Genomic DNA, 22,423 nt, shown 5'->3' with positions numbered 1-22,423 from the left:
CAAATACTTTCCATCACTTTGGCAGCTATTTTCGATTACTTGAAACGATCACACCTGAACCCTTTTTATAACGCTCGTTAGCTTCTTTAAGAATCTCGTTTCCGCCTTTGCTCTTGTATTCTTCAATGACTTTCGGCCAGTCTGAAATCGGCTCTTTGCCATAAATCATTTTGATCATATGGTCAATGATCTGTTTAGGGCCGACATCATCTCCGATTGGCGCCAAATCTGGATATCTGGAGAAGGTTTCAAGCCCTGGTACAAAACGAACTGATCCTAGACCTTCTTTGGAAACAACCGTATCTAAATATTGAATCATATCTCGACCTTCGGGCGTCAACTCTTCTCTTGCCTTATTGTATTTAGCGTCATGGACGAACCAGAACATGCTTCGGAATCCATCCTCATCGATCTCTTCTGGTTTGGTTGGCGGCGTAAACTTCACTTTGCCATTCTCCATCGTGTACGTTTCGCCTTCAATACCGAATGAGAAATATTTTTCAGCTTCCGGTGTCGTCATCCATTCAAAGAATTGAATGATTTTAATCGCTTTCTCCTTCGATACCTTACTATTCAAGTAGTAGGATGTGTTAATACTTGAATACAGCATGTGGCCTCCCCAATTCTCAGGTCCGCGTGGCGATGAAATAATGTCAATTTGAGCAGTCGGAACGGCCGTTTTCACTTTATTGCGATAATTGGATAGTCCCGCCGCGTTGGCAGACCACATCCCGACTTTTCCGGCATCAATGTTTTTGCCATAGTCCGTAGAGGAAATAGAGGCAAAATCCTTCGGTATTAATCCTTCATCGAACATGGCTTTGTACGCTTGAAGCGCTTTGGACATATTATCTACATCAAAAAATTTTGGGACCACTTGGTCTCCCTGTACTTCGAATTGGGACGGTAAGACATCATAAGCTCCCAGTATGGTATCCGCATATTTGAAGTTCTCACGTAGTTGGTAGGGATTTTCAACCCCAATCTTTTTAAAAGCTCGCATGACATTCAAGAACTCATCAACCGTTTTCGGCGCCGCTAAACCCGTTTGGGCTAACAGATCAGCTCGAATGAATGTCGCACGCCTGGATGGATTGGATAGCCAAGAGGGTATGCCGTATATTTTCCCATTGAAGCTCGTTTCCTGCCATGCCTCTTTCGGTACCGCTTTCATAATATTCGGCGCATATTGTTTCAAAAGATCATCAAGCGGCATGAACACACCGGCTTCCACGGAACCGGACATGCCTTTAGTGGTGGCACCTCCAACATTCTGCACGACATCAGGAATATCATTAGATGAAAACATCAAGGACATTTTGGAATCAAAATCTTTGAGTGGAATCATGCGAAGGTCTAAGTCCGCTTTGGTCAATTCCTCGAGCTTCATAACCCACTTTTCTTTATTGACATCTGCTGATTTCTCGGCGTATTTATTCCCAGATGTTGTAATTGACATGGAGAATTTCAACTTCTCATTAACCTTTGCAGTTTCTTCACTGCTCTTCTGTGTAACTTCACTGCTGCATCCTGAAATAACGCTAATCGCCAAGACACCGAGCCATACTTTACCCCATATTTGTTTCACATGCCCACCTCTTTTTCAAAATTTCTCAAGTTTCACTTGGTTATTCCTATCTTAATCTTCCAAATAACCGAAGGACATGTATTTTTTTACACTTAACTTGTGTTTGTTTTGAAAATGGTTAGTTGAGGTGTGTAAAGATATGCACAGGAGTACTCACGATGTAACCGTGTTCATCTGTGATTTGAATAAAATACGCAGACGTATTTTCCTCAAGATATGCGCGAATTTCATTGGGACCACACGCGATGTGTGCTTCCTTCGTAAGCCATTCCATCTCAAACCAGTCTGAAATCTCTGTCGCATATCGCAGCTCTGCCTTCACAATGGGAATCTCTGACCTAAATCCGACTACTACTTCTCTCACGGTCACTTCTTCTCGTAGAATTTGTGGCAGTGCGCGCCCGCCCTTCGTTATGTGATCCGCAAAGGCATATATCTCAGTAGGTTTCCATCCCGCTGCATGCGAGTGTCTTAGTCCAAAATGAATGCTAAGGCTGGAATTCATGTTGCCATTACGCGATGCTTGATACGATTTGCTAAATAAGTGAAGCGGAAAATGAGGATCATGGCTCCAATTCACCCATAGCATGGGAATCCTAATGCGATCGAAATAAGCCGAAGGATCCCACAGTTGCTTAATCTTCTGAGCATAAGAAGGCGGCATTTGCTGAAAGCTTTGTCCGTACTTATTACTAGCCTCGAACAAATAACCGCATCCATAGACTGGAATGGCAAATGAAAAGCGTTCGTCCACCCCTGCAGCAATACCTGTCACAATGCCTCCCCATGATATCCCGTGCAAACCGATTTGATCCGTTGCTACGCTTTCGAAGGAACGCAGGATCGAATGGGCAACGATCACGTTGGCAACGGCATGGAACATCCACTGATCCTCCACCGGGCTTTCATAATCGGCAAATTCGCCTTGCCGAGAAGGTCCGCTCCATGCGTGGACTGGCCTTACACCTTCCTCATCCTTGGATAATGGAAGGTGTCCTTCCAGATCCATGGCGATAGCGGCGTATCCCCGGTCGTTCCACAGCTGTACCCATTCTTTGAATGCAGTCCCTCCGCCTCCATGTACGAGAACTACGCCTGGTACCTTGGTCCCTGCTGGTGCATCGGGTATCCCGTAATATGCGAATACGCGTGTCTGCTTTCTTTCGTACGGCAGCGCTTCATACATGATGGCTTTAATCTTGTCCTCTTCCATTTCGGGCATGGAAACTTGAATCGGCACCTGATATAGGGCAGCAAGGTCCCATGGGAGAGATGGCGGATTACTGACGTTCTGATAACTCATGTCTGTGTTTCTCCTTCCAAAGTAAAATACTTCCAACTAACTTTATTGAAATTATAGTACTGAATCTCAAAAAAGCGAAGACCTTCCACCAAATCTTTTTGGAAAAACACCTTGAAATTACGTAAAAAGGCTGTATCTCTCCGTATAACATCTACGAGAGATACAGCCGTGCCTGGCTTTCCTGACATTTTCTTTTACGCCGATACAGCTCTATTCGCTACTGAATTAACTTAAAAATCTTCGACTCTGCTGGTTTTAAGCGCACACTTATATCCCCTTTTGACTGAAGAACAGTATCCTCCCAAAGATCATGCAGCCAATACGTCGCATTTTGGGGCAGACCCAAGCGCTCAATCGATATACGTTTCTCAACCGTTTCATCTTTATTAAAGTTAAACACGGCTATCCAACAGTTCTTATCTGTCATTTGGTAAAACACATGATCAGAACCAGCATCTGTATTGCCTTCAACCGGAACAAAACTTTTTCCCGTCTTGGCAATCGTAAGCAGCTCCGGACGGCTCAACCAGTCCCCTGCCCTCGTTCTCGCTTCCTCATTTCGGAAATCATCTCCCATGAGAAGAACCGTACCGGCAATAAGGGAAGCGTTTAGACGACTTCTACCTTCTGATAACATCGTTGATGCCTGGTTGAAACTCTTGTATAGCACGGTATGGTCAGGATCGTTGAAAGGAAATAGGGTGCCATTCATCCACCAACCATATGTGAGTGAATTCAACATATACGCCGTATCTTCGAGTGTACCAAAAGCATCGCATGAAATGCGCCTGCTATGCGCGTATTGATGTGGAAACATCGGCGCAATGGACAGATTTATAAAGAATGGACGCCCAATAACCTTAGGATCAAGCCTAGTCTTGATCAACGCCATGCCCAGATTGTACGCTTGAAGTCCTGTACGTACTTCTTTATCGAAGTGCATGCCTTCCAAAGCACCGTGTCCTAGGAAGTCGAGTTTAATGTATTCGAAGCCCCACCTGACAAAACGTTCAAGTTGCCATTCCGTCCGCATCAAATTGCCAGGGTGGGTAGGATCAATTGCAAGCCCGCCATCCAACTCGGGTAACATTTGTCCCTGTTCATCGCGCAGCAGAAGATCTCGGTACGTAAACTTGCCATCGGTGCCTTCCACAACCTGATCGAAATCTTTCCCCCAGAAAGCAAAAGGTGTCCAATAAATGCCTGGTTTTTGTCCATTGTCACGAACGTGGCGCACCGCTTCTTGGAGCTGCTCCTGTGATAAGTTCGTCCAGAAGGAATCGAAGTTGATATAGACCGTACCCTGATGATGAAAACCGCCATCGTACAAGCTTTTCAAGAAATCCGACGTATGGGTATAAAGCTCGTAGTCGAGCTCCCCACCTGCCGCAGACCAGCTATTCCATCCGAACGGAACACCGTGTTCCCATTCAAGTGGTGGCACGATTACAGCATTAGCCTTCCCGTATTCCTCCAGTCCGGTTCTGTAATCTTCATACATGCCCACAAAGATGCGCGGTGAAGCAACTGTATGGCCGATCAGCGTACCATGTGGCATCGAATCGCGTGTGTACTCCCCTGCCGCACCACCGTATACCTCCAGATGGTGTACAGCGGCTCCTTCACATCCGACCACTTTCAGACCGGTTTTCCAAGTATCATGTGTAACAGAACCAATAACTAACCCTTTTCTGGTTACAGGTTCAAAAATAGCCGTTACCTCGTAGCTTTCCAATTGATTCGGCATGGCAATTGATTCGTAACGCACCCACTTGTCATTGTCGAAAGGGATCAACAAAGCACGTAGTTCCTGTACCTCCATGTCCAAAGAAATCGCTGATGATCCCCTAGTTGGATTCACCGTTAATGGAGACATATAATTCGTCTCCAAAGCTTCCGATTCACTCTCCAACTCGACTTGAATGAAAAAAAAGGGTGCTTTTTCATAGAGCCAGAACGTCTGCGTCATAACCGGAAGAGATTCAGCTGAATGAACCACAGAGAAGCGGCAGCCAGTGCCGAAATCATCATGGATCATGTGAGAGTCGCTTATAGCTAGTTTGTGCGCTGAATATTCAGTCGAGACAACGTATTGGCCTTTGACCCGGGCTGCACTGTATGCGCTGCTCAAGCGGTTCCCAGAATCCCATTCATATTCGGTTAATCCGCTTGCCAAATCGACGATTATTCGGCAGAACCCATTTTCTACAACCACTTGCCCATTCAACTCTTGAAAGATAATCTTAGTGGATATCATTATGAATCTCTCCCTCATGCTTATTTAATAAAGAAGGAAGCCGAACAGTGCATCGGCTTCCTAATCTGCATCCTCGCTTATTTCCAAAGATCCATACGCTTCTTGTAGTTGTCGTTCATGATCTTCTCTACTTTCTCGTCACCTGCTGCCTTCATATCGGCAAGCATTTTATCGAACAATGCTGAGGCATCCGCTTCAGTCTTGGAGATGATCACTTTCGTAATTGTCTGGCTCATGATATCTGAAATTTTCTGACTGACAAGTGCATCCGGGGTGCCGCCGGCAGGGCCGAGATTATCATAAGCTGCTGTTTCCCACACCGTGTCGGACAAGTTCTTCAGTGCCATCTGGTCGATCTCATTACGTTGATAACGTCCTGGCAAATCAAACGGTGTACCATCGGAGCCTTTACCGTTCTTTACGAACCAAGTCCATTTGCGAATACCTGTTTTCTTCGCATAGTTATCCCAATCATCTTTAAATCCTTGAAGAACCTCCGGACGCGGTGTATGCTTACCGTCCTTCTTATCCCAGTGCACACCCTCTATCCCCCACATGAGAAGGTATTGACCTTCTTCACTAGCAAGGAAGTCAATAAGTTTCATCGTTCTTTCTGGGTTTTTATTCGTTTTTGTGATTGCTATCGCATCCCAACCTAGCGAGCTTTTAGGTCCTAATGTCGTTTTGGCAGGGTCAACGCCAGGTCCTACTAGTTTATACGGATATAGCTGTTTTTCAGGTCCGCCTGCTTTCTTAAGCACACCGTTTGGCGTACCGAAATCCCAATAAGCGCCTGGCGATGCAAATACGAGTCCGTTAGAAATCTTTTGCTCCCACGTTTGCTTCTTGTTGACTGGCCATTCCGGATCAATCAATCCTTGGCGGTACAGTTTATTCAAGTACAATAGCATTTCCTTATATTTAGGGTCTTTCACATCATACTTCAGGCTTCCATTTTCTTCGAAGTACGTTCTCATTCCCCACATGCCTTTAAACGTTCCGAGCACAGCGCCCATGTTTTCACCGTTGAAACTCATTGGGAACACGTCTTTGCCGTCCACTTTGCCTAGCTTTGTTTTAAAATCCTTCAGCAGTGCTTCGAATTCATCTGCCGTGAACGCTTTTCCGCCCTCAGCTTTGTCCGGAGCAATCTGTTTAAGCCAATCCTTGCGCATATTAATACCGAATACAGGCTCATTCTCCGGGCCGTACCAGTTCGAAAGATAATAGTTTTTCCCGTCGGTAAATCGCGTCTGTTTTAACGTATCCCCATACATTTTCTGCACGTTAGAACCGTATTTCGCAATGAGATCATTCAACGGAATAATCGCCCCTGCAGCAATGTATTTACTTACAATATCTCCGCGGTCCATGAGAACAAGATCCGGCAGATCGCTGCTGGCGAGCATCAGATTCAGCTTTTCGGAAGGATTACCCGTTGGCTGCTGAATTTCGATCGTAACACCCGTCCGTTTGGTAATTTCCTTCGCAACATCGTTCGTGAAAGCATCACCCGTATTTTTATCAAAGAATGTCATTTTAATCGGTGTCGTATCGTTTGCTTTGTTATCCGTTGCAGCAGCTGGCTTGTCACTTGAAGAGGCTGTATTTTCCTTTGTAGAGCAACCCGCGATGACTGAACCCATAAGGAGCGTTGAAAGCAGCACATGGAACGATTTCCTGGTTTTGAACATGGAATAAAATCCCCCTTGACTAATTGTATTGGATACATCTGATTACTTTAATTACTAGGGTATCGTCCTATCCCGTGTGGATTGGGCTCCCAACCACCGCCTTTCAAGAGTGAGCAAGTAGGATTAGGCTTTAACTGCTCCCACGGTCATGCCTTTGACAAAATACTTTTGCAAGAACGGATAAACGATGACAATAGGCAAGGTAGCGACGATCGTTGCAGCCATACGGATCGAATCCGACGATACGGCGAGGCGTTTTGCTGAATCCGCCATCTGCTGAGCATCCGACACCATAGAGGATGTCTGATATTGATTCAAAATTTTTACAAGAACAGCTTGCAGCGTCTTCAGTTCAGGTTTGTAGGTGAATACGTAAGAATCGAACCAAGAATTCCAATGGCCTATCGCCGTAAACAAACCGATCGTAGCAAGTACTGGCGTCGTCAATGGCAACACGATCTTGACGAAAATTTGCAGATCGTTCGCGCCGTCCATTTTCGCAGATTCATCTAATTCTCCAGGAAGCTGTTGAATAAATGTGCGAACTAGAATCATAAAAAATACATTCATCAGACCTGGCGCAATGTACACCCAGAAAGTATCAATGAGGTGCAGACTCTTTAAGATCATATAGTAGGGAATTAACCCTCCGCCAAAGTACATCGTGAAGATGAAGAAAAGTGTGATGAACTTCCCACCGACCAAATCACGCTTGCTGAGCGGGTAGGAAAGTAGGCTAATTACCAGAACAGCGAGAGGTGTGCCGATCAATGTGCGTGCCAGCGTCACTTTGACCCCATTAATAATCTCCTGATCGCCTAAAATCTGCACATAACTTGTTAAGGAAAACACCCTCGGCCAGAAATAAACACCGCCCCTGATCGTATCCTCCGCACTATTGAGTGACAGCACTAATATGTTCCAGAAGGGGTAAAACGTTGCAAGGAACACCAGAAAAAGGAATCCATAAACGAACCCGGTGAAAACGATATCACCACTCGATTTTCTTCTCATTCAAACCCACCTTTTCCTATCTAAATCGTATTAGAACAAAGATTGCTGATTCATTCGCTTGGAGAACGTGTTGACACTGACCACTAGGATGAAAGCAATAACCGATTTGAACAACCCCACCGCAGCACCATAAGAAAACATGCCATTCTGCAGTCCGTATCTGTACGTATACGTATCGATAACGTCTGAATATTTCAATATGGTGTTGTTTTGCAACAAATACTGCTGATCGAACCCCGCGTTCAAGATACCTCCTATTGATAAAATAGCCAGAATGACAATCGTGGGACGTAAAGACGGAAGTGTGACATGAAACATTTGGCGTAGGCGGTTAGCACCATCAACTCTTGCTGCTTCATATTGTTCGGGATTGATTGCGGATATGGCGGCCAAATACATGATTGCGTTAAACCCCATATCTTTCCACATATTAGATACGGCGATGATCCCCCAGAAATAATGGCCATTTTGGAAAAATTGTACCGGTTGTTCCGTAATGTTCATTAGCATCAACAGCTTATTGATTAGACCTTGCGAAGATAGCAGTGTAATGATGATGTTTGCAGCAATAACCCAAGATATAAAGTGAGGTAAATACGATACCGTTTGTACCAATTTTCTGAACACTCCGGTCTTCACCTCATTGATCATAAGAGCCAATAGAATCGGTGCCGGAAATCCAACCAATAGCGATAAGAAGCTTTGCGCAAGCGTATTGCGCATGATGATATAAAAATCACCGCTTGTGAAGAAGTATCGAAACCACTCGAAACCAACAAACTTACTCGTGAAAAACTGGTGAAAAAAAGAACCTCCGCCGGGCGAGTAATTAATAAATGCCATGTACAGGCCAAACATTGGACCATATGAAAATAAGATGGTAGAGATGAAGGCCGGCAGGATCATGAGGTACAAATACTTTTGCCCCTTCATCCTTTTAAGTTGCGCTTCCATATGAATAACCCGCCTTTTCCAGGCTGCGGCGGCTTGTGTCACTCCGTCACAACCATAATCGTTTTGTATATTCTCATTATAGGAATGGGCAAAAGGAAATTCTATACAAGTTTCTTCAGAAACATATTCCAAAAGAACGATCCTTTTCCGAAGTCATTGTTTATTTGAGCTATACGTTTTACAATACATTTGGTAAGATTAAGCGTTCAGAAAGGTGGTAACGCTTTCAATGTACAGCATTCTACTTGTAGACGATGAAAAAATAGAGCTCGAAATGCTAGCCGATTACGTTCGTTGGGGAGACATGGGCATTCGTGTCGCTGGAACAGCGAAGAATGGCAGAGAAGCGCTTCAACGCATGGAAGAGCTTCGACCTGATATCATATTAACGGATGTCCGAATGCCAATCATGGACGGTTTGGAATTCAGCAGGCGGGCTAAGCAGATCAATCGCAATGTCCAAATCGCTTTCCTAAGTGGCCACGATGAGTTTCACTATATTAAAGCAGCCCTGTCTGTGGAAGCGATCGGCTATTTGTTGAAGCCTCTCGACATGGGAGAACTCCAGCATTTAATGGAGAAAATCAAACAAAAGTGCGATGAATTCCGGATTTCCTCCCAAACTTCGGAAATATTAAAGGAATCCTATCTGAGGGAACTGCTCCTAGAAAGTAGTCCCTCGATTAGATCGCAATGGATCGAGAAACTGTTATTGCTGCCATCCCAGCTGCCAGCGAGCGGGCTTTTTCAAATGAGTTATATAACGGTCGACCCTGTTAGCCATTATAGTGTGGAGCTTGTGACTCATATCCGCAATTTCGCTCATGCGAAAATCCCTCATTCCTTTCTCTGTCAAATCAAAGAAGGAACATTCGTACTCCTCTGCCACAAGCTTGATGTATCGTCATTAGAGCTTTACCTTGCATCAGAGCAACTGATTCGGTATGTAAATGACAGGAACGACGCCATCATTTCAATCGGTGTATCCGATGTTCGTATGGGCTTGGATAGCCTGTACGAATTATCAGCAGCCGCCAGACGAGCGAATGAAAGCAAATTTTATTTCGGCTTAGGATCCTGTACAAAGGCCGATCAAGCTGTTGAGCCGGTGTATAAAGAAATTAACCATGAAACGGTCATAGCATCACTTTGTCATGCCATTTCCCACTTACAGGAATCTACAAGCATTACCTTGATTCGAGATTTTTATGAAGAAATGCGCACTTCCAAAGTTGACCGAGATCTAGTTTGCTCAAGCTCATTGCGTCTTATTACAGCTATAGAGCAGCATTTTGCCAATATAATCGGAGGTGACTCCGTCAATTCCATGTACGTCGACGATTGGAAGCGTATAGCCAATTATTCAACCATTAATGAAATCGAAGAACATATCCTTGATGTCTGCCATTCCATCCTCTCCCTTATGAAGGACAAGGACAAGGACAAAAATCTTCATATTGTTCATCAAATCGTTAGTCTTATTGACCGCAGTTTCAGCAGACCGTTAACCATCGAGGATATCGCTAAACAAGTGTACCTGTCACCCAATTATGTTCGAACCTTATTCAAGGAAAAAACAGGAGAAACGATCTTGGAATATCTGACACGTGTACGGATTCATCATGCCGCTGAATTACTGAAAGATAAGTCCAAGAAAATCCATGAGATTGCTGCATCCGTTGGATACGAAAACGTTTCTTATTTTTGCTCTGTGTTTCAGAAGTTCAAAGGAACGACCCCTAATGAATACAGGAAGAAACTATTATGATACAAAGACAATTGCCATTGCCACTCCGGTTTATAGCTAGAACGTTTCTTAATCTCAGTTTGCACCGCAAATCGTTCGCCGTCTTTTGCATCGTTTCGATCTTGCCCTTATTATTCTTCGTCAAATATTCCTATGACACGACCAAACAAGAGTTAACGACGCAAATCTACTCCAATATGATTGCAACGACCGATCAAATTAACACAAATTTGGAAACGAAGCTCGATTCCTATTCCAAAATATCAGCTTCCATTTATTTGGATAATACGTTACGTCTGCTATTGATCAAAGATTATTCCGAAGACGAAACAGAATACTTGGATTCCTATATTTACTTCAATAATGTAATGAAAAACGTATTAGCAACGAATCCCGATATTCGAGCGGTATCCATCTACATAAGCAATACCACATTTCCTGCGGATAGCGTCTATATTAAGCGAATTGATGCTGCAGCCAAAGCAACCAATTGGTACGCATCTATCGCCAACTCGCATGGCAATGTGACTTACAGCGTTTCTGCCAATACGGATACCACTGAGCCTGTATTCACGCTGGCGCGATTGCTAAATAACAACAGCCTTAACTATCCTTATGGTATCCTTACGTTCGAGATTGCCGAAGCCGACATTTACCGACTCATGGAGAAAGAAGATAAACAAAAAGATATTTACATCGTCAACGAGAACGGCACTATTTTATCCAACCGTAATAAATCGCTTCTGAATCAAAATATCACAAGCTTAATCCCAGGTACTTTCGGTGAAAACCAATCAGGAAGCTTCGACAGCATGTACAATGGTCAGAAGTCGCTCGTCGTGTACAACACGATTAAAAATGGGTGGAAAACGATTTCCGTTATCCCCTACAAGAGCTTCATTTCTAACGCCCAAAAAGCATCCAAACGAGTTCTACTCATGGCTTTGAGCTCTATAGCGATCTCCGTGTTTTTGATTTATATCACCTCACGGTTCTTCACCAAACGCATCGAATCCCTGCTTCAAGTCATCCGGCGGGTTGAAAGAGAAGATTTCAATGTCAATATGACGTTTATGGGGCATGACGAAATTGGACAGCTGGCCTTTGCCTTCCAAAAGATGATTGGTCGCCTCAAAGAATTGATCAATGAGGTCTACAAGAAGGAAATTGCCAAAAAAGAAGCGGAAATGAACATGCTGCAAGCCCAAATCAATCCTCACTTTTTATATAATACGTTGGCTTCAATCTCGTCATTAGCCATTAAGCATGGGGATAACCGAATTAACGAAATGGTCTCGCACCTCGCTAAGTTTTATCGAATTTCATTAAACAAAGGAAAAATGATATTGCCTATCAGTGAAGAAATCAAACTCACGAAGTATTACATCGCCATCCAACAGCATAGGTTTGAGGGACTGCTTCGAATCCATTATGACATTGATGATTCTGTCCTTGTTTATCAGACAGTCAAGCTAGCCTTGCAGCCATTTGTAGAGAATGCCATCAATCATGCTGTTTGGGACGATGAAGTCGGCATTAATATCATCATTAAGGTGTATAGAGATGATTGCGATATTTATCTGCAAGTGATTGACGATGGGATGGGCATGCGAGCTGAAACAATGGCACGCGCGCTAAATAAAACCGATAGCATCTCGGGGTATGGGATTACGAATGTTGACCAGCGGATCAAATTAGCTTTTGGCGACGAATACGGTGTTACTCTGTATAGTAAGTTTGGGATCGGAACGAAGGCGCAGATACGGATTCCTCTGCATGGTATTAGTTCTCAAACATGATTGAAAATGTGAAACAAAGGGGCTCTTGCGAGAGCCCCTTTGTTGTTGCTATTTACTGGCTTGTTGGATGAAATAATCAATGTCGGCAATAAGAATGTCAGAGAATTCTTTGGTGATTTTCTTACCGACGGTTACAACTTGCACAAAGATTCGCAGCGCTTTTAATTGCAGCACAGTCGCTTCTTTATTATGGCTGCGCACAATCGCTTCCACTTTGGCAAGCAACTCCTTGCCTCTGTCTGAAATGGTGATTGCACCATTCGTAACACCGATGTTGATGAGATCCATGAAATGATTGGTATCTATCTGTACCTGAAGCGTATACGTACTCGCCGTCACATTGCCAGCCAAATCAGTTCCGATGATCTCAATGAGATGGTTTCCAACAGCTAAAGTTGCAGGAGCAGCTTGAATTGGATTGACCGTGTTTTTCTTATCCAATTGAATGGTGCTATTGCCTAGGCCGCTTAACGAATCTGTCATCTGAACAGACAGGTTTAAGGGATCTGTCTGCCAAATGGTTAATGGACCGTTGACTCGGACAATAGGTGCTGTGCGATCAATACCTACTGTCACTTGCTTGGCTGCCTCCACATTGCCGTATCGATCCTTCGAACGATAATGAATGATGTAAACACCTTCCGTCGATAGCGTCACAGGTCCGTTAACCGTTACCCAATTCCCACCATTCAGCTGATACTCCGTCATGAGTATCCCAGTGCCTCCTGGTTGATCCACTGCGTTAAAGGTCATCTTGATGTCTTTCTTGGTAAAAGTGCCTGACCCGCTGATCCCATCCAAGATGACATTCGTCGTAGGAGGTACCGTATCTAGCTGAAGCTTAAATAGTTTAGACTCCGCCGGCTTCAGGGTTACGTTCAGCATACCACTCACCTTATCCTCGGATCCTGTCCATAGATCCGTTCTTAGATAGGTACTGACGCCATTCAAGCCAACACGGGCCAAATCGATGGATTTCGTCGAAGAGGAAGCTCCGCTGTAATTGAAGACAGCCACGTAGTAAGTCCCATTGTGATTCAGTACGAAAGTCTCGGCCGCATTCGCTCCCGTATTCCCTTCCACTGCTTGGAAGGCCTTACCTAGTAAAGCGACTTGGTTGACTGCCTTGTTCGTCAACAATTCGTTCATGTAGGCTTGAGCAGTCTCATTATGAACATCATCCGAATTCAAGAAAACCGTGCCCGAAATAACGGCGGAATTAACTCTGCTGCGCGCCTCGTCCATGGAACTTGCCCTCGACAACGACATATGATCTGGGTCGGTGTAGGGGTAAATCGTTCCATTCTGCCACCAACCATACGTGAGCGAGTTCAGCTCGTATTCGGTTTCACTGATTTTGCCATACACATCACAAGATATTCGACGGCTGTGCGCATATTGACTAGGGAATAACGGCGCAATTGATTCGCTAATGAACATGCTGCCATTAATGACATGATTCACGTACGCCATCCCCTGATTATAGGCTTGAATACCGGTGGTCACCGTCGGATCGGCATGCTTCCCTTCCAACGAACCGTGCGTTAAGAAATCCAATTTAATATACGTGAAACCTAAACCTTTAAATTTGCCCAAAAAGTAATCCATTCGTGCCTTCGTGCCCGGATGAGTTGGATCAAGTGCATAAGCGCCATCCAGCGTCGGCAAAATCTTCCCGGTGTTATCCCTTAATACGATATCGCCGTATGTATATTGATTGTTCGTCCCTTCAACTATCTGACTCATATTCGTGCCCCAGTAGACGAAAGGTCCCCAATAAATACCGGCTTGCTGACCATTTTGATGAATCGTTGTCACCGCATTGTGCAGTTGCGTATCCGTTAAATTATCCCAATAGGAGTCCAAGTTAATATAGAGTGATCCCTTATTGTTAAAAGATTTGTTCTGTAGGTGCTCCTTGAAGTAGTTCGACGTATCGATGACATCTTGGTAGGTTAGATCGCTGCCATAGGCTCCCCAACTGTTCCAGCCTACCGGCACTTCTTGGGCAACAGAGCCCTGGAAGCTTAATGGCGGAGTAAACACGGCGTTCGCACGCCCATATTCCTCGAGACCGTCACGGTAATCCGCAAAGTAGCCAACAAACATAGTAGGTGATGTTACTTCCGTACCCGAAATACTTCCATGAGGCACAGTGTCATGTGTAATGTTGGATGATGCCCCGCCATACACAGTGAGGTTATTTAATTTATGGTTAGACCCGTTCCAGGTAATACCCGTTTTCCACGTATCATGCGTAGCAGAGCCGATTACGAGACCATTCCGATTCGCATTATTGTAAATAGCCGTTACTTCATAACCCGTGTTCGAAGTGTTGATCGATTGGGCTTTATACCGAATCCAATTATCATTATCAAAAGGGACGAATAGTGCTCGGTTATCCTCATAGCTTCCAATATCCACCCCGCCAGTATTGTTCACAACGATAGGAGCTATCGTATTCGTCGTCATGGATGAGGAGTTAACCGCTTTTAACTGAGTCAGGAAGAAGTTCTTTCCTTCATACAAGGTATAGACTTGATGAAGCTTAGGTTTGCCAGGCGATTCGTTAATAACGGTGAAACGAAGTCCTACACCGAAGCCGTCATGAACGGGAACGATTGCTGCGTCCGATAAGATATGCCGTGGATAACTCTTACTCGTGACGAGTTCGCCCACTTGTAGGCTGCCATATACACCTTTTACAATTTTGGCACCCTCCCATGCATAATCTGCCATGCCGCTATCCGTATGGTACGTAATGGTCGTGTCACCGTTCGAAAAAGTCGCGCCATACGTATAATGCGTTACGGTGATGGCACCGTACTGTTTGGACTCGCCGAGATCGCCAAGGTTGCTGTCGACGTTATCGTCTTCACCAGGATTCGGTACAACCTTTGGACCGACAACGATTTTATCCAAATCCGGGGAGTAACCGTTGCCATCAGCAAACTGGATCGTGTTGCTGCCAGCCACTAAAGCTAAAGTAATCACATACGTATTCACCGTGTTCCAGTCAGGTGTCTTGGGAAAATCATATGTCTCCGCAGATCCACCATTTGCACTGACTTGTAGGGAGCGAGGATCGCCAGATATATAAGATACTGTTATTTGATAATTCCCTGTTGAAGCCACTTCAACCCCATTAAATTGCAGGGAACTGCCTTGATATAAGTTGCCGACTTTCTTGCCATCTGAACAGTTGCTGCAATTGGAAATGCTCGCTTTGCCAGCTAATGTGTTAGCGGAAGCTTCTGCTTCATAGGTTACGATTTTAGGCGACACAGCGATCATATCGATATCAGGAGAGTAAGCATAGCCGTCAGACAAGACGATCGTGTTGCTGCCTGCCTTTAAATGAAGATCAACGTCAAACGTGCCGATTGTATTCCAATCCGCCGTCTTCGGCAGATCATACAACTCAGACGTTCCTCCGTTCGCACTGACTTGAATAGATCTGGGATCACCTGAGATATAGTATAAGTTCACGGAGTAGAGACCAGGAGCATTCACTTGGATTTGATTGAATTGTAAGTCGCTGCCTTGATACAAATTACCGACTTTCTGGCCTCCTGAACACTTCCCGCAATTGGACACCGAAGCTTTGCCAGTAAGTATATTTACAGCAGACTCAGCTTCATAATTATGTGCGAATGGCGGCTCTGTTCCGCCTCCGTCACCACCACCAGGATTTTGAGTTACTTTGGAATCGATTACTATTTTGTCAATGTCCGGCGAATACCAATTTCCATCGTCAAACACGATCGTATTCGTACCGGCATTCAGCTGAAGCGTAACATCAAATGTGCCAACCGTGCTCCAGTCAGCCGTTTTGGGAAAATCGAAATTTTCCGCACTACCTCCATTTACACGGATGTTCACCGAACGAGGATCACCGGATATGTAAGAAATGGACACCTTATAACTTCCAACTTCGTTCAAGCTAATGTCATTGAATTGCAGTGAGCTACCTTGATAGAGACCTCCTACCTTCTTTCCTCCCGAGCATACGGGACATTCGGCTATTGAAGCGTTACCACTTATAACATTAACCTGGGCTTCTGCTTCATAGCTTTGACCTTCCGCATACGCAGTCTGAACGCCAATACCCGCGTTGGCTGGTAGCGCCACTAACAAAAGCATGAACACAACTAGCCATTTCGCAATCCTATCTCGCATAAAATCTCTCCTTCTACAATGTAATTACATTCATATCCATTATAGGAATGAAATCAAAGAGATCTCTACACGATTATGTTCAGATATATAACGTTAATTAACGATCTTTATAAATCTTAAGCTCAAACAGATGTTGGCATTGCTTTAAAATAAAAAGGATATCCAAATCCCTATCCAATTCCAGTGCTCGCACACTAGTAATCAGTAAGGAAGATACCCTTTTCCACAGATTTATATGAACACGGCATAAAGGTTTGATTCTATTCCTCGCCAAATAGTGAGAGATAGGTACCGTATCCTTTTTCTTCAAGTTCCTCTTTCGGGATGAATTTCATGGATGAAGAGTTCACGCAGAATCGCAATCCTGTCTCGTCTGGTCCATCATTAAATACATCTCCTAAGAAGGAATCTGCATTTCGACTTCTGACTTCGCACCCAGAAAAGAATCCTTTATTTTTCAGCACAACGTTAGTGGATTCCAATGGCTTGGTAAAACTCGGCCAGCCTGTACGTGCATCGAATTTGTCCTTCGAACTAAACAGCGGCTCACCTGAAACGATATCTACATAAATACCCTCAGCTTCATTATCCCAGTATTCATTCGCGTACGGACTCTCGTCCACACCATGCTGGGTTACATTATATTGTTGTTTGGTCAGTGTTTTTAACTTTTCTTCTTTATCAAAATGGCCATTATAACTTTGCTTTGAGTTCGTATTCATTCTCATCACTCCCAATCCCACATATTTTGTTCAAGATAACGAGGATCAGAGAAGTACTTGTTCAACGTCTTCTTGACTGCTACACGAGCTCTTTTGTAATAGTTCTGATGTTCGTCCTCGGCTTTGTAAAACGTTGATGCAGCGGCAATCTTCGTTACAACAGGTTTAGAATACTGTTCGGATGCTTCCAAATCTTTTTGGGATGCTTCCACGATCTCTTTTTGTTCAGGACTTGTGTAAAAAATGGCAGAATGATCGCTTGCATCCGTTGGATCGACGTTTTTCCAGAAATTTTGGAGCAACTCCTCATACGTAATCACATTGGGGTCATAATGAATCTCAACCGATTCAAGTTGGTCGGACGTTTTGGAAACGACTTTTTCGTAAGTCGGTTTGTCATCTTTTCCACCTGTATAGCCGGTGTACACATCCGTCACGCCTTCAAGCTCACGGAACGACTTTTCCATATGCCAGAAGCAGCCGCCAGCAAAAACAGCCCTATCGGTTGACGGAATTGAGCTTTCATTAACCGCCGTCAACACATCTTGATCTTGAGCCTCGTTCGCTTGCGACTTCAGTGATTTGTTCATGCCGTATACGATGCCATGGTGATAGCTCACATGCATCGTAGTCGCGTAGATGAGTTCGCCAATATTCTCCGCATGCAGGAAATTCTCACTCACGGGCTCATCCAGTCTATCTTGTAACGTATCTAGGATATAATTGCAGAGTTCTTTCAAATGAGCGATTAGCACGTTCCACTCCGGGGGTTCTTCTTTCCAATCTGTCGGTTTCGTACCGTAAGCGAAAAAGCCTTTATAGCTTTCCGGAAGGACCATTGTCTGCTTAGAAAGACCGAGCACTTCCAATTGTGCAATATAAAGAACATGACCCAGATGCCAATGAATATTGTTTGTATATCCTTCCGGAATGACGCCGCGTTTGTCCGGTGGGCACTGATTGCATACATGTATGAATTGATTCATGTGTTTATCCAATAAGCGTAATGCGAATTCAGCTCTCATTATATTGTTCCTCCCCCTATTAGTAGTTCAAAAAACAATTAACTTCATAAAAAGAGCCCGCAGTTAGAATAACGAGAAGAATGACAATAACTAATTTTTTTCGCATATCGGAAAACCCCTTTTCATGAATTAGTGAATTACGACAACGATGTAACTATTTATATTTATTTTATTGGTTACGAATATACCATGAATAAGGAATGATTACAAGTAACTATCTATTTAAATTAATGATAGTTACAAATGCATTTTATTAAAAATGCAACCCAATGATAATTTGGGCTGCATGATTTACCTGATGGTTCCAACTAATGCGAATTAGCGTAGCGATTTGAATGCGGCACGGAGCTCATTTGCGAAAATATCTGGCTGCTCCCACGCGGCGAAATGACCGCCTTTGTCAGGTCTATTGTAATAGATGAGGTTGGGATAGGCTTTCTCTACCCAACTCCGCGGAGCTTGATAGATTTCGTTTGGAAATGCACTCACAGCCACCGGAATAGAGACACCTTTGGTGTTGAAATAGCCACCTTTATATTCCGAATAGAGTTTTGCCGCAGAGACTCCCGTGTTCGTCAACCAATACAATGTGATGTTGTCGAGGATCTCGTCACGCGTTAGTTCGCCAGTCTTGCTCGACTTCCGTTTCAGTCCTGAGACGAACGCACCAGCTGGCTGGCCCTCAGCATCATTGTGGTCGAGAAGCCAAGCGGCAAGGCCTACTGGTGAATCTGCAATGCCGTACAAGGTTTGAGGACGTGACCCCATAAACCTGCCATATTCACTTTGCATGGTATTACGAACCAACTGATCATAGGCACGTTGTTCGTCTGCCGACAACCCCGTAGGGGCTGGACCCCCCGCTAGAGCTTTATCAATCTCAACGGGAACCGAACCCGGCATGTTGGTGTGGATGGCGAGCAACCCCTTGGGTGCCTGCAAACCCATCTGATCGACGACAATCGCCCCCCAGTCGCCGCCTTGTGCGACGTAATGAGTGTAACCGAGTCGCTTCATGAGCTCTGCCCAAGCTCGCGCAATGCGCTCTGGCCCCCAGCCCGGGCTCGCCGGCTTCCCTGAGAAGCCGTAGCCTGGCAAAGACGGGATGACAACATCAAATGCATCTTCGGCCTTCCCGCCGTGCGCCGTTGGATCGGTCAGTCGCTCAATTAACTTAATATGCTCAAGTATCGAGCCAGGCCAACCGTGCGTGATGATGATCGGAAGCGCGTTCTTGTGGGGCGATCGGACGTGGATGAAATGAATGTCCTGCCCATCGATCTCCGTGACGAATTGAGGCAATGCATTGAGCTTCACCTCCACTTTACGCCAATCGTAATCGTTTGCCCAATAGTGTGCTAGATCTTTCATCATTGCTAGCTGCACGCCTTGCGATGCATCCGCGACTCTTTCTTGCTCAGGCCATTTGGTCGCATGAATGCGACGACGTAAATCGGCAAGCTCCTCATTTGAAACTTGGATATGAAAAGGACGAATAGCATTTTTGTCTACAGGCTGTTTTTCTATCTCATTCGCGCGGGAATCGAAGGCCGTCATTACAAGCGATATAGCCAAAATCATTACAAAGCGATGCCAGTACCTGATGCTCATAAGGAATAGCGCTCCATTCGGAAAGTGTATTTTGGAATAACCTTCCTTTAGCTTTCATCCGATGGGCAAGTCTTATTCATTTTCCCGCAATCAAAGAATTCGCGGCAAATGACCAAATGATCGGTCAAGCCCATTGCGTCATTGGTACTGCTGATCTCATCTATCTTTTTGACCATGGCCGTTGCCTCATCAAACATAATCGCACGCCCCACATAAGTAATCGAATACTCCATGACATAATATCCGTTGCCGGTTTCTGTCGACTTATTCAAAATCAAGGTAACATCAGGTGCTGAATCGTCGTCGGCTTCGTAAGAATAAATATGAATTTTCCATGTTTTCAAGCAATCCGGACAATCGCAACAATAACAATCCGCATGCTTGAATTTGTCCAGTTCAAACCAGCCTTTTTTCATCCATTCACTTCCTTTACCTCTATGCCTGAGAAGTATAACATGAATAGATTGTAAACAAAGCTGTGAAAAGTCATGATCTGCCTACGCAAAAAAGCACAACTTCGGATAGCCGCACATGATAAATTTCATGCTTCTATGCCAAAAGTCATGCCCCTTCAACCAAGTAAATGACGCACTGCAAATAAAGCTACTTGTGTCCTGTCACGAAGCCCTAGCTTGGCTATTAAACTGGAAACGTGATTTTTTACGGTCCCTTCTGTCAAATACAGCATGCCTGCAATTTCTTTATTATTAAGCCCGCGTCCTAATAAGGCGAGCACATCCTTCTCTCGATCAGTCAATTGACTTAGCTGCTCCGGTTCTGGGTTACCTAATACAGGTGTCTGATTGGGGAGCCTATCCGACTTGGCAATTAATTCTTTGAGCAGCATCGATGTGATATCATGTTGAAGCACGGTTCCACCATTGTACACTGTTTGAATGCTACTAATGATCGCTTCCGAGGGCATATCCTTCAGTAAATAGCCGTGAACCCCTTTTTCCAACACCTTCATAATGAGTTCCGCATCATCAAAAGTAGTTAGAATCAACACCTTCGTCTCTGGATAGTGTTTCAGAATCAATTCCGTACCTTCAACGCCATCCATCCCCGGCATTTGAATATCCATCAACACAACATCCGGTTGCAATTCGACGACTTTGGCAAAGGCATCTCTGCCGTCCTCAGCGGTTCCAACCACTTCCATCCCCAGCTCCAAACTAATGATTGTAGCAAGACCGTCTCGCATCAGCCGCTGATCGTCGACAATCAGGATTCTCAAGGAGGTTCCTCCATTTCTGTTTGCGAATAGGGGAGCTTCACTTCAACAGTAAAGCCTATTTCCTGATCGATATCAAAATGTACATCTCCTTTCCACTCCTTCACCCTTTCCCTCATATTCAGCAAACCAAACCCCAGATTAAGTTCCTTAGGCAATTCACCATCATTCCGTATGCTTAGTGAAAATTCTGTTTCGTCAAAAGCCAATACAATGACAGCATGGGCCGCATGGCCATGCTTTTGCGCATTCGTAAGCGATTCTTGTACAATTCGATACGCTGTTAATTGAAGATCTCCCGGGAGGGCAACAGGGGTACCCGCGACTTCAAGAACCGTTTGTACCTTGGCAAATCGGGTGAACTCTTCGGCTATACGGGTCAGGCTTTCTGCTAATGAAGTTGATGTAATCGATTCATCGCGTATAGCTCTTACAGAAAGACGTACCTCTAGCAAGGCAGACCTGACCAACTCTTCACATACCAAGTAGGTTTGTTCGCTGCGCAGAGGATCCACTCCGCTTAGCTTGCGAGCCGCTTGCAATTGGACCAACAAGGCTGTCAGTTTATGGCACACCGTATCGTGGATATCCCGTGCAATGCGAACTCTTTCCCTCGCGGCTGCCCACTCTTCCGTCTGGCGCGCATAGGCCTGCAGTTGTTCGTGAGATTGCATCAATTGTGTATACAATTCCATGGTTTCCTTGCTTGCCCTTTGATAAAAATGAATCAAATAGCTGACTATGCATGCAAACACAATGAAAGAAGAAGAAATAAAATAACTTGCCTTATCAAATCGGCCAAACATATACCAATCAATGCTGCCCATCGTAATCAAATAGATCACTAATAAACCTATGCCAGTTAAGATCAGCGCACGGGTATTCTTGACAAACATGCATATCGCTAATGCCGTAATGCCATTAAATAAATGATTAGGGATTTGGCCGCCGATATACACATAGCCGTAAGAAGCGGTTAACAAGAAATCGATGATTAAGAGGAACAAGAGCCACTGCTTTTTCATTCTGGCGTAATACAGATTCACGAATAGAAAAACGAACAATGACAGTACAATAAAACTTAATCTCCAAAAGATTGCAATCGAGTTTTCAAAATAAAACATACCCGTCAGGACGACATCATACACGAGCTTCAGCCCGAACAGCCACCTCAATGAAGCAGGATTTTTCCAGACCATATCCGTAACTTTCGGGTTCATCGATAACTCCCTTCTCATGTGACGCCATGTAAGGGATTTTCACCCTATTGATATAGTCTTAACCAGATCGCGATGT

The 22,423-nt window shown here is 44.5% G+C and carries 15 protein-coding genes; 2 read left to right on the top strand and 13 right to left on the bottom strand.

Features of this window, described 5'->3' with window-relative positions; all coding sequences use genetic code 11:
- Positions 1–25: 25 nt before the first annotated feature.
- The 6 genes from HQN88_RS07485 to HQN88_RS07460 all read right to left on the bottom strand — a co-directional run bounded on the left by HQN88_RS07485 (position 26) and on the right by HQN88_RS07460 (position 8,810).
- Entirely contained in the window at positions 26–1,588 is a 1,563-nt protein-coding gene (locus tag HQN88_RS07485; RefSeq protein WP_420794140.1) for a type 2 periplasmic-binding domain-containing protein, read from the bottom strand.
- Between the two features lie 118 nt (positions 1,589–1,706).
- On the bottom strand, positions 1,707–2,891 hold the full coding sequence (locus HQN88_RS07480) for an alpha/beta hydrolase family protein (RefSeq protein ID WP_173109696.1): 1,185 nt from the start codon (positions 2,889–2,891) through the stop codon (positions 1,707–1,709).
- A 217-nt stretch (positions 2,892–3,108) separates the two neighbouring features.
- Positions 3,109–5,148 (bottom strand): alpha-galactosidase, encoded by a 2,040-nt coding sequence (locus HQN88_RS07475; protein WP_173109694.1) that lies wholly within the window; start codon positions 5,146–5,148, stop codon positions 3,109–3,111.
- Between the two features lie 77 nt (positions 5,149–5,225).
- Positions 5,226–6,842 (bottom strand): extracellular solute-binding protein, encoded by a 1,617-nt coding sequence (locus HQN88_RS07470; RefSeq protein WP_173109692.1) that lies wholly within the window; start codon positions 6,840–6,842, stop codon positions 5,226–5,228.
- Positions 6,843–6,965: 123 nt separating this feature from the next.
- Complete coding sequence (locus tag HQN88_RS07465; RefSeq protein WP_173109685.1) at positions 6,966–7,856, bottom strand: carbohydrate ABC transporter permease; 891 nt, start codon at positions 7,854–7,856, stop codon at positions 6,966–6,968.
- 30 nt (positions 7,857–7,886) lie between these two features.
- Complete coding sequence (locus HQN88_RS07460) at positions 7,887–8,810, bottom strand: ABC transporter permease (RefSeq protein ID WP_173109683.1); 924 nt, start codon at positions 8,808–8,810, stop codon at positions 7,887–7,889.
- 229 nt (positions 8,811–9,039) lie between these two features.
- On the opposite strand from HQN88_RS07460, the gene HQN88_RS07455 reads away from it, so the two are divergent.
- Together HQN88_RS07455 and HQN88_RS07450 are read left to right on the top strand one after the other, a co-directional pair.
- Positions 9,040–10,578 carry a response regulator transcription factor gene (locus HQN88_RS07455; protein ID WP_173109681.1) on the top strand — a complete coding sequence of 513 codons (1,539 nt, stop codon included), beginning with the start codon at positions 9,040–9,042 and terminating at the stop codon, positions 10,576–10,578.
- Positions 10,575–12,356, top strand: a complete 1,782-nt coding sequence (locus HQN88_RS07450; RefSeq protein ID WP_173109679.1) for a cache domain-containing sensor histidine kinase — start codon at positions 10,575–10,577, stop codon at positions 12,354–12,356. Before HQN88_RS07455 ends, HQN88_RS07450 begins: the two co-directional genes overlap by 4 nt.
- 48 nt (positions 12,357–12,404) lie before the next feature.
- On the opposite strand, the gene HQN88_RS07445 is transcribed toward HQN88_RS07450, so the two are convergent.
- The 7 genes from HQN88_RS07445 to HQN88_RS07415 all read right to left on the bottom strand — a co-directional run bounded on the left by HQN88_RS07445 (position 12,405) and on the right by HQN88_RS07415 (position 22,347).
- Positions 12,405–16,535: an OmpL47-type beta-barrel domain-containing protein gene (locus HQN88_RS07445; protein ID WP_173109677.1), complete on the bottom strand. Its 4,131-nt coding sequence runs from the start codon at positions 16,533–16,535 to the stop codon at positions 12,405–12,407.
- Between the two features lie 260 nt (positions 16,536–16,795).
- Positions 16,796–17,257 carry a peptide-methionine (R)-S-oxide reductase MsrB gene (gene msrB, locus HQN88_RS07440; protein ID WP_216855657.1) on the bottom strand — a complete coding sequence of 154 codons (462 nt, stop codon included), beginning with the start codon at positions 17,255–17,257 and terminating at the stop codon, positions 16,796–16,798.
- Between the two features lie 5 nt (positions 17,258–17,262).
- Entirely contained in the window at positions 17,263–18,282 is a 1,020-nt protein-coding gene (gene msrA, locus HQN88_RS07435) for a peptide-methionine (S)-S-oxide reductase MsrA (protein ID WP_173109667.1), read from the bottom strand.
- 318 nt (positions 18,283–18,600) lie between these two features.
- Positions 18,601–19,893, bottom strand: a complete 1,293-nt coding sequence (locus tag HQN88_RS07430; RefSeq protein WP_173109665.1) for an epoxide hydrolase family protein — start codon at positions 19,891–19,893, stop codon at positions 18,601–18,603.
- Between the two features lie 47 nt (positions 19,894–19,940).
- Positions 19,941–20,309, bottom strand: a complete 369-nt coding sequence (locus HQN88_RS07425) for a hypothetical protein (protein ID WP_173109663.1) — start codon at positions 20,307–20,309, stop codon at positions 19,941–19,943.
- Positions 20,310–20,464: 155 nt separating this feature from the next.
- Positions 20,465–21,130, bottom strand: a complete 666-nt coding sequence (locus HQN88_RS07420; RefSeq protein WP_173109661.1) for a response regulator transcription factor — start codon at positions 21,128–21,130, stop codon at positions 20,465–20,467.
- On the bottom strand, positions 21,127–22,347 hold the full coding sequence (locus HQN88_RS07415) for a sensor histidine kinase (RefSeq protein ID WP_173109659.1): 1,221 nt from the start codon (positions 22,345–22,347) through the stop codon (positions 21,127–21,129). Before HQN88_RS07415 ends, HQN88_RS07420 begins: the two co-directional genes overlap by 4 nt.
- Positions 22,348–22,423 lie beyond the last annotated feature (76 nt).

Source organism: Paenibacillus qinlingensis, from assembly GCF_013204845.1.
Taxonomy (GTDB): domain Bacteria; phylum Bacillota; class Bacilli; order Paenibacillales; family NBRC-103111; genus Paenibacillus_E; species Paenibacillus_E qinlingensis.
Note: the sequence above shows the minus strand (reverse complement) of the source record. Positions and strands in the feature narration are given on the sequence as shown.

Bases quoted from the DNA above. Each gene is read 5' to 3' on its own strand.
- HQN88_RS07480 (WP_173109696.1), bottom strand. From the start codon at position 2,891: ATGAGTTATCAGAACGTCAGTAATCCGCCATCTCTCCCATGGGACCTT.
- HQN88_RS07475 (WP_173109694.1), bottom strand. From the start codon at position 5,148: ATGATATCCACTAAGATTATCTTTCAAGAGTTGAATGGGCAAGTGGTT.
- HQN88_RS07470 (WP_173109692.1), bottom strand. From the start codon at position 6,842: ATGTTCAAAACCAGGAAATCGTTCCATGTGCTGCTTTCAACGCTCCTT.
- HQN88_RS07465 (WP_173109685.1), bottom strand. From the start codon at position 7,856: ATGAGAAGAAAATCGAGTGGTGATATCGTTTTCACCGGGTTCGTTTAT.
- HQN88_RS07460 (WP_173109683.1), bottom strand. From the start codon at position 8,810: ATGGAAGCGCAACTTAAAAGGATGAAGGGGCAAAAGTATTTGTACCTC.
- HQN88_RS07455 (WP_173109681.1), top strand. From the start codon at position 9,040: ATGTACAGCATTCTACTTGTAGACGATGAAAAAATAGAGCTCGAAATG.
- HQN88_RS07450 (WP_173109679.1), top strand. From the start codon at position 10,575: ATGATACAAAGACAATTGCCATTGCCACTCCGGTTTATAGCTAGAACG.
- HQN88_RS07445 (WP_173109677.1), bottom strand. From the start codon at position 16,535: ATGCGAGATAGGATTGCGAAATGGCTAGTTGTGTTCATGCTTTTGTTA.
- msrB (WP_216855657.1), bottom strand. From the start codon at position 17,257: ATGAATACGAACTCAAAGCAAAGTTATAATGGCCATTTTGATAAAGAA.
- msrA (WP_173109667.1), bottom strand. From the start codon at position 18,282: ATGAGAGCTGAATTCGCATTACGCTTATTGGATAAACACATGAATCAA.
- HQN88_RS07430 (WP_173109665.1), bottom strand. From the start codon at position 19,893: ATGAGCATCAGGTACTGGCATCGCTTTGTAATGATTTTGGCTATATCG.
- HQN88_RS07425 (WP_173109663.1), bottom strand. From the start codon at position 20,309: ATGAAAAAAGGCTGGTTTGAACTGGACAAATTCAAGCATGCGGATTGT.
- HQN88_RS07415 (WP_173109659.1), bottom strand. From the start codon at position 22,347: ATGAACCCGAAAGTTACGGATATGGTCTGGAAAAATCCTGCTTCATTG.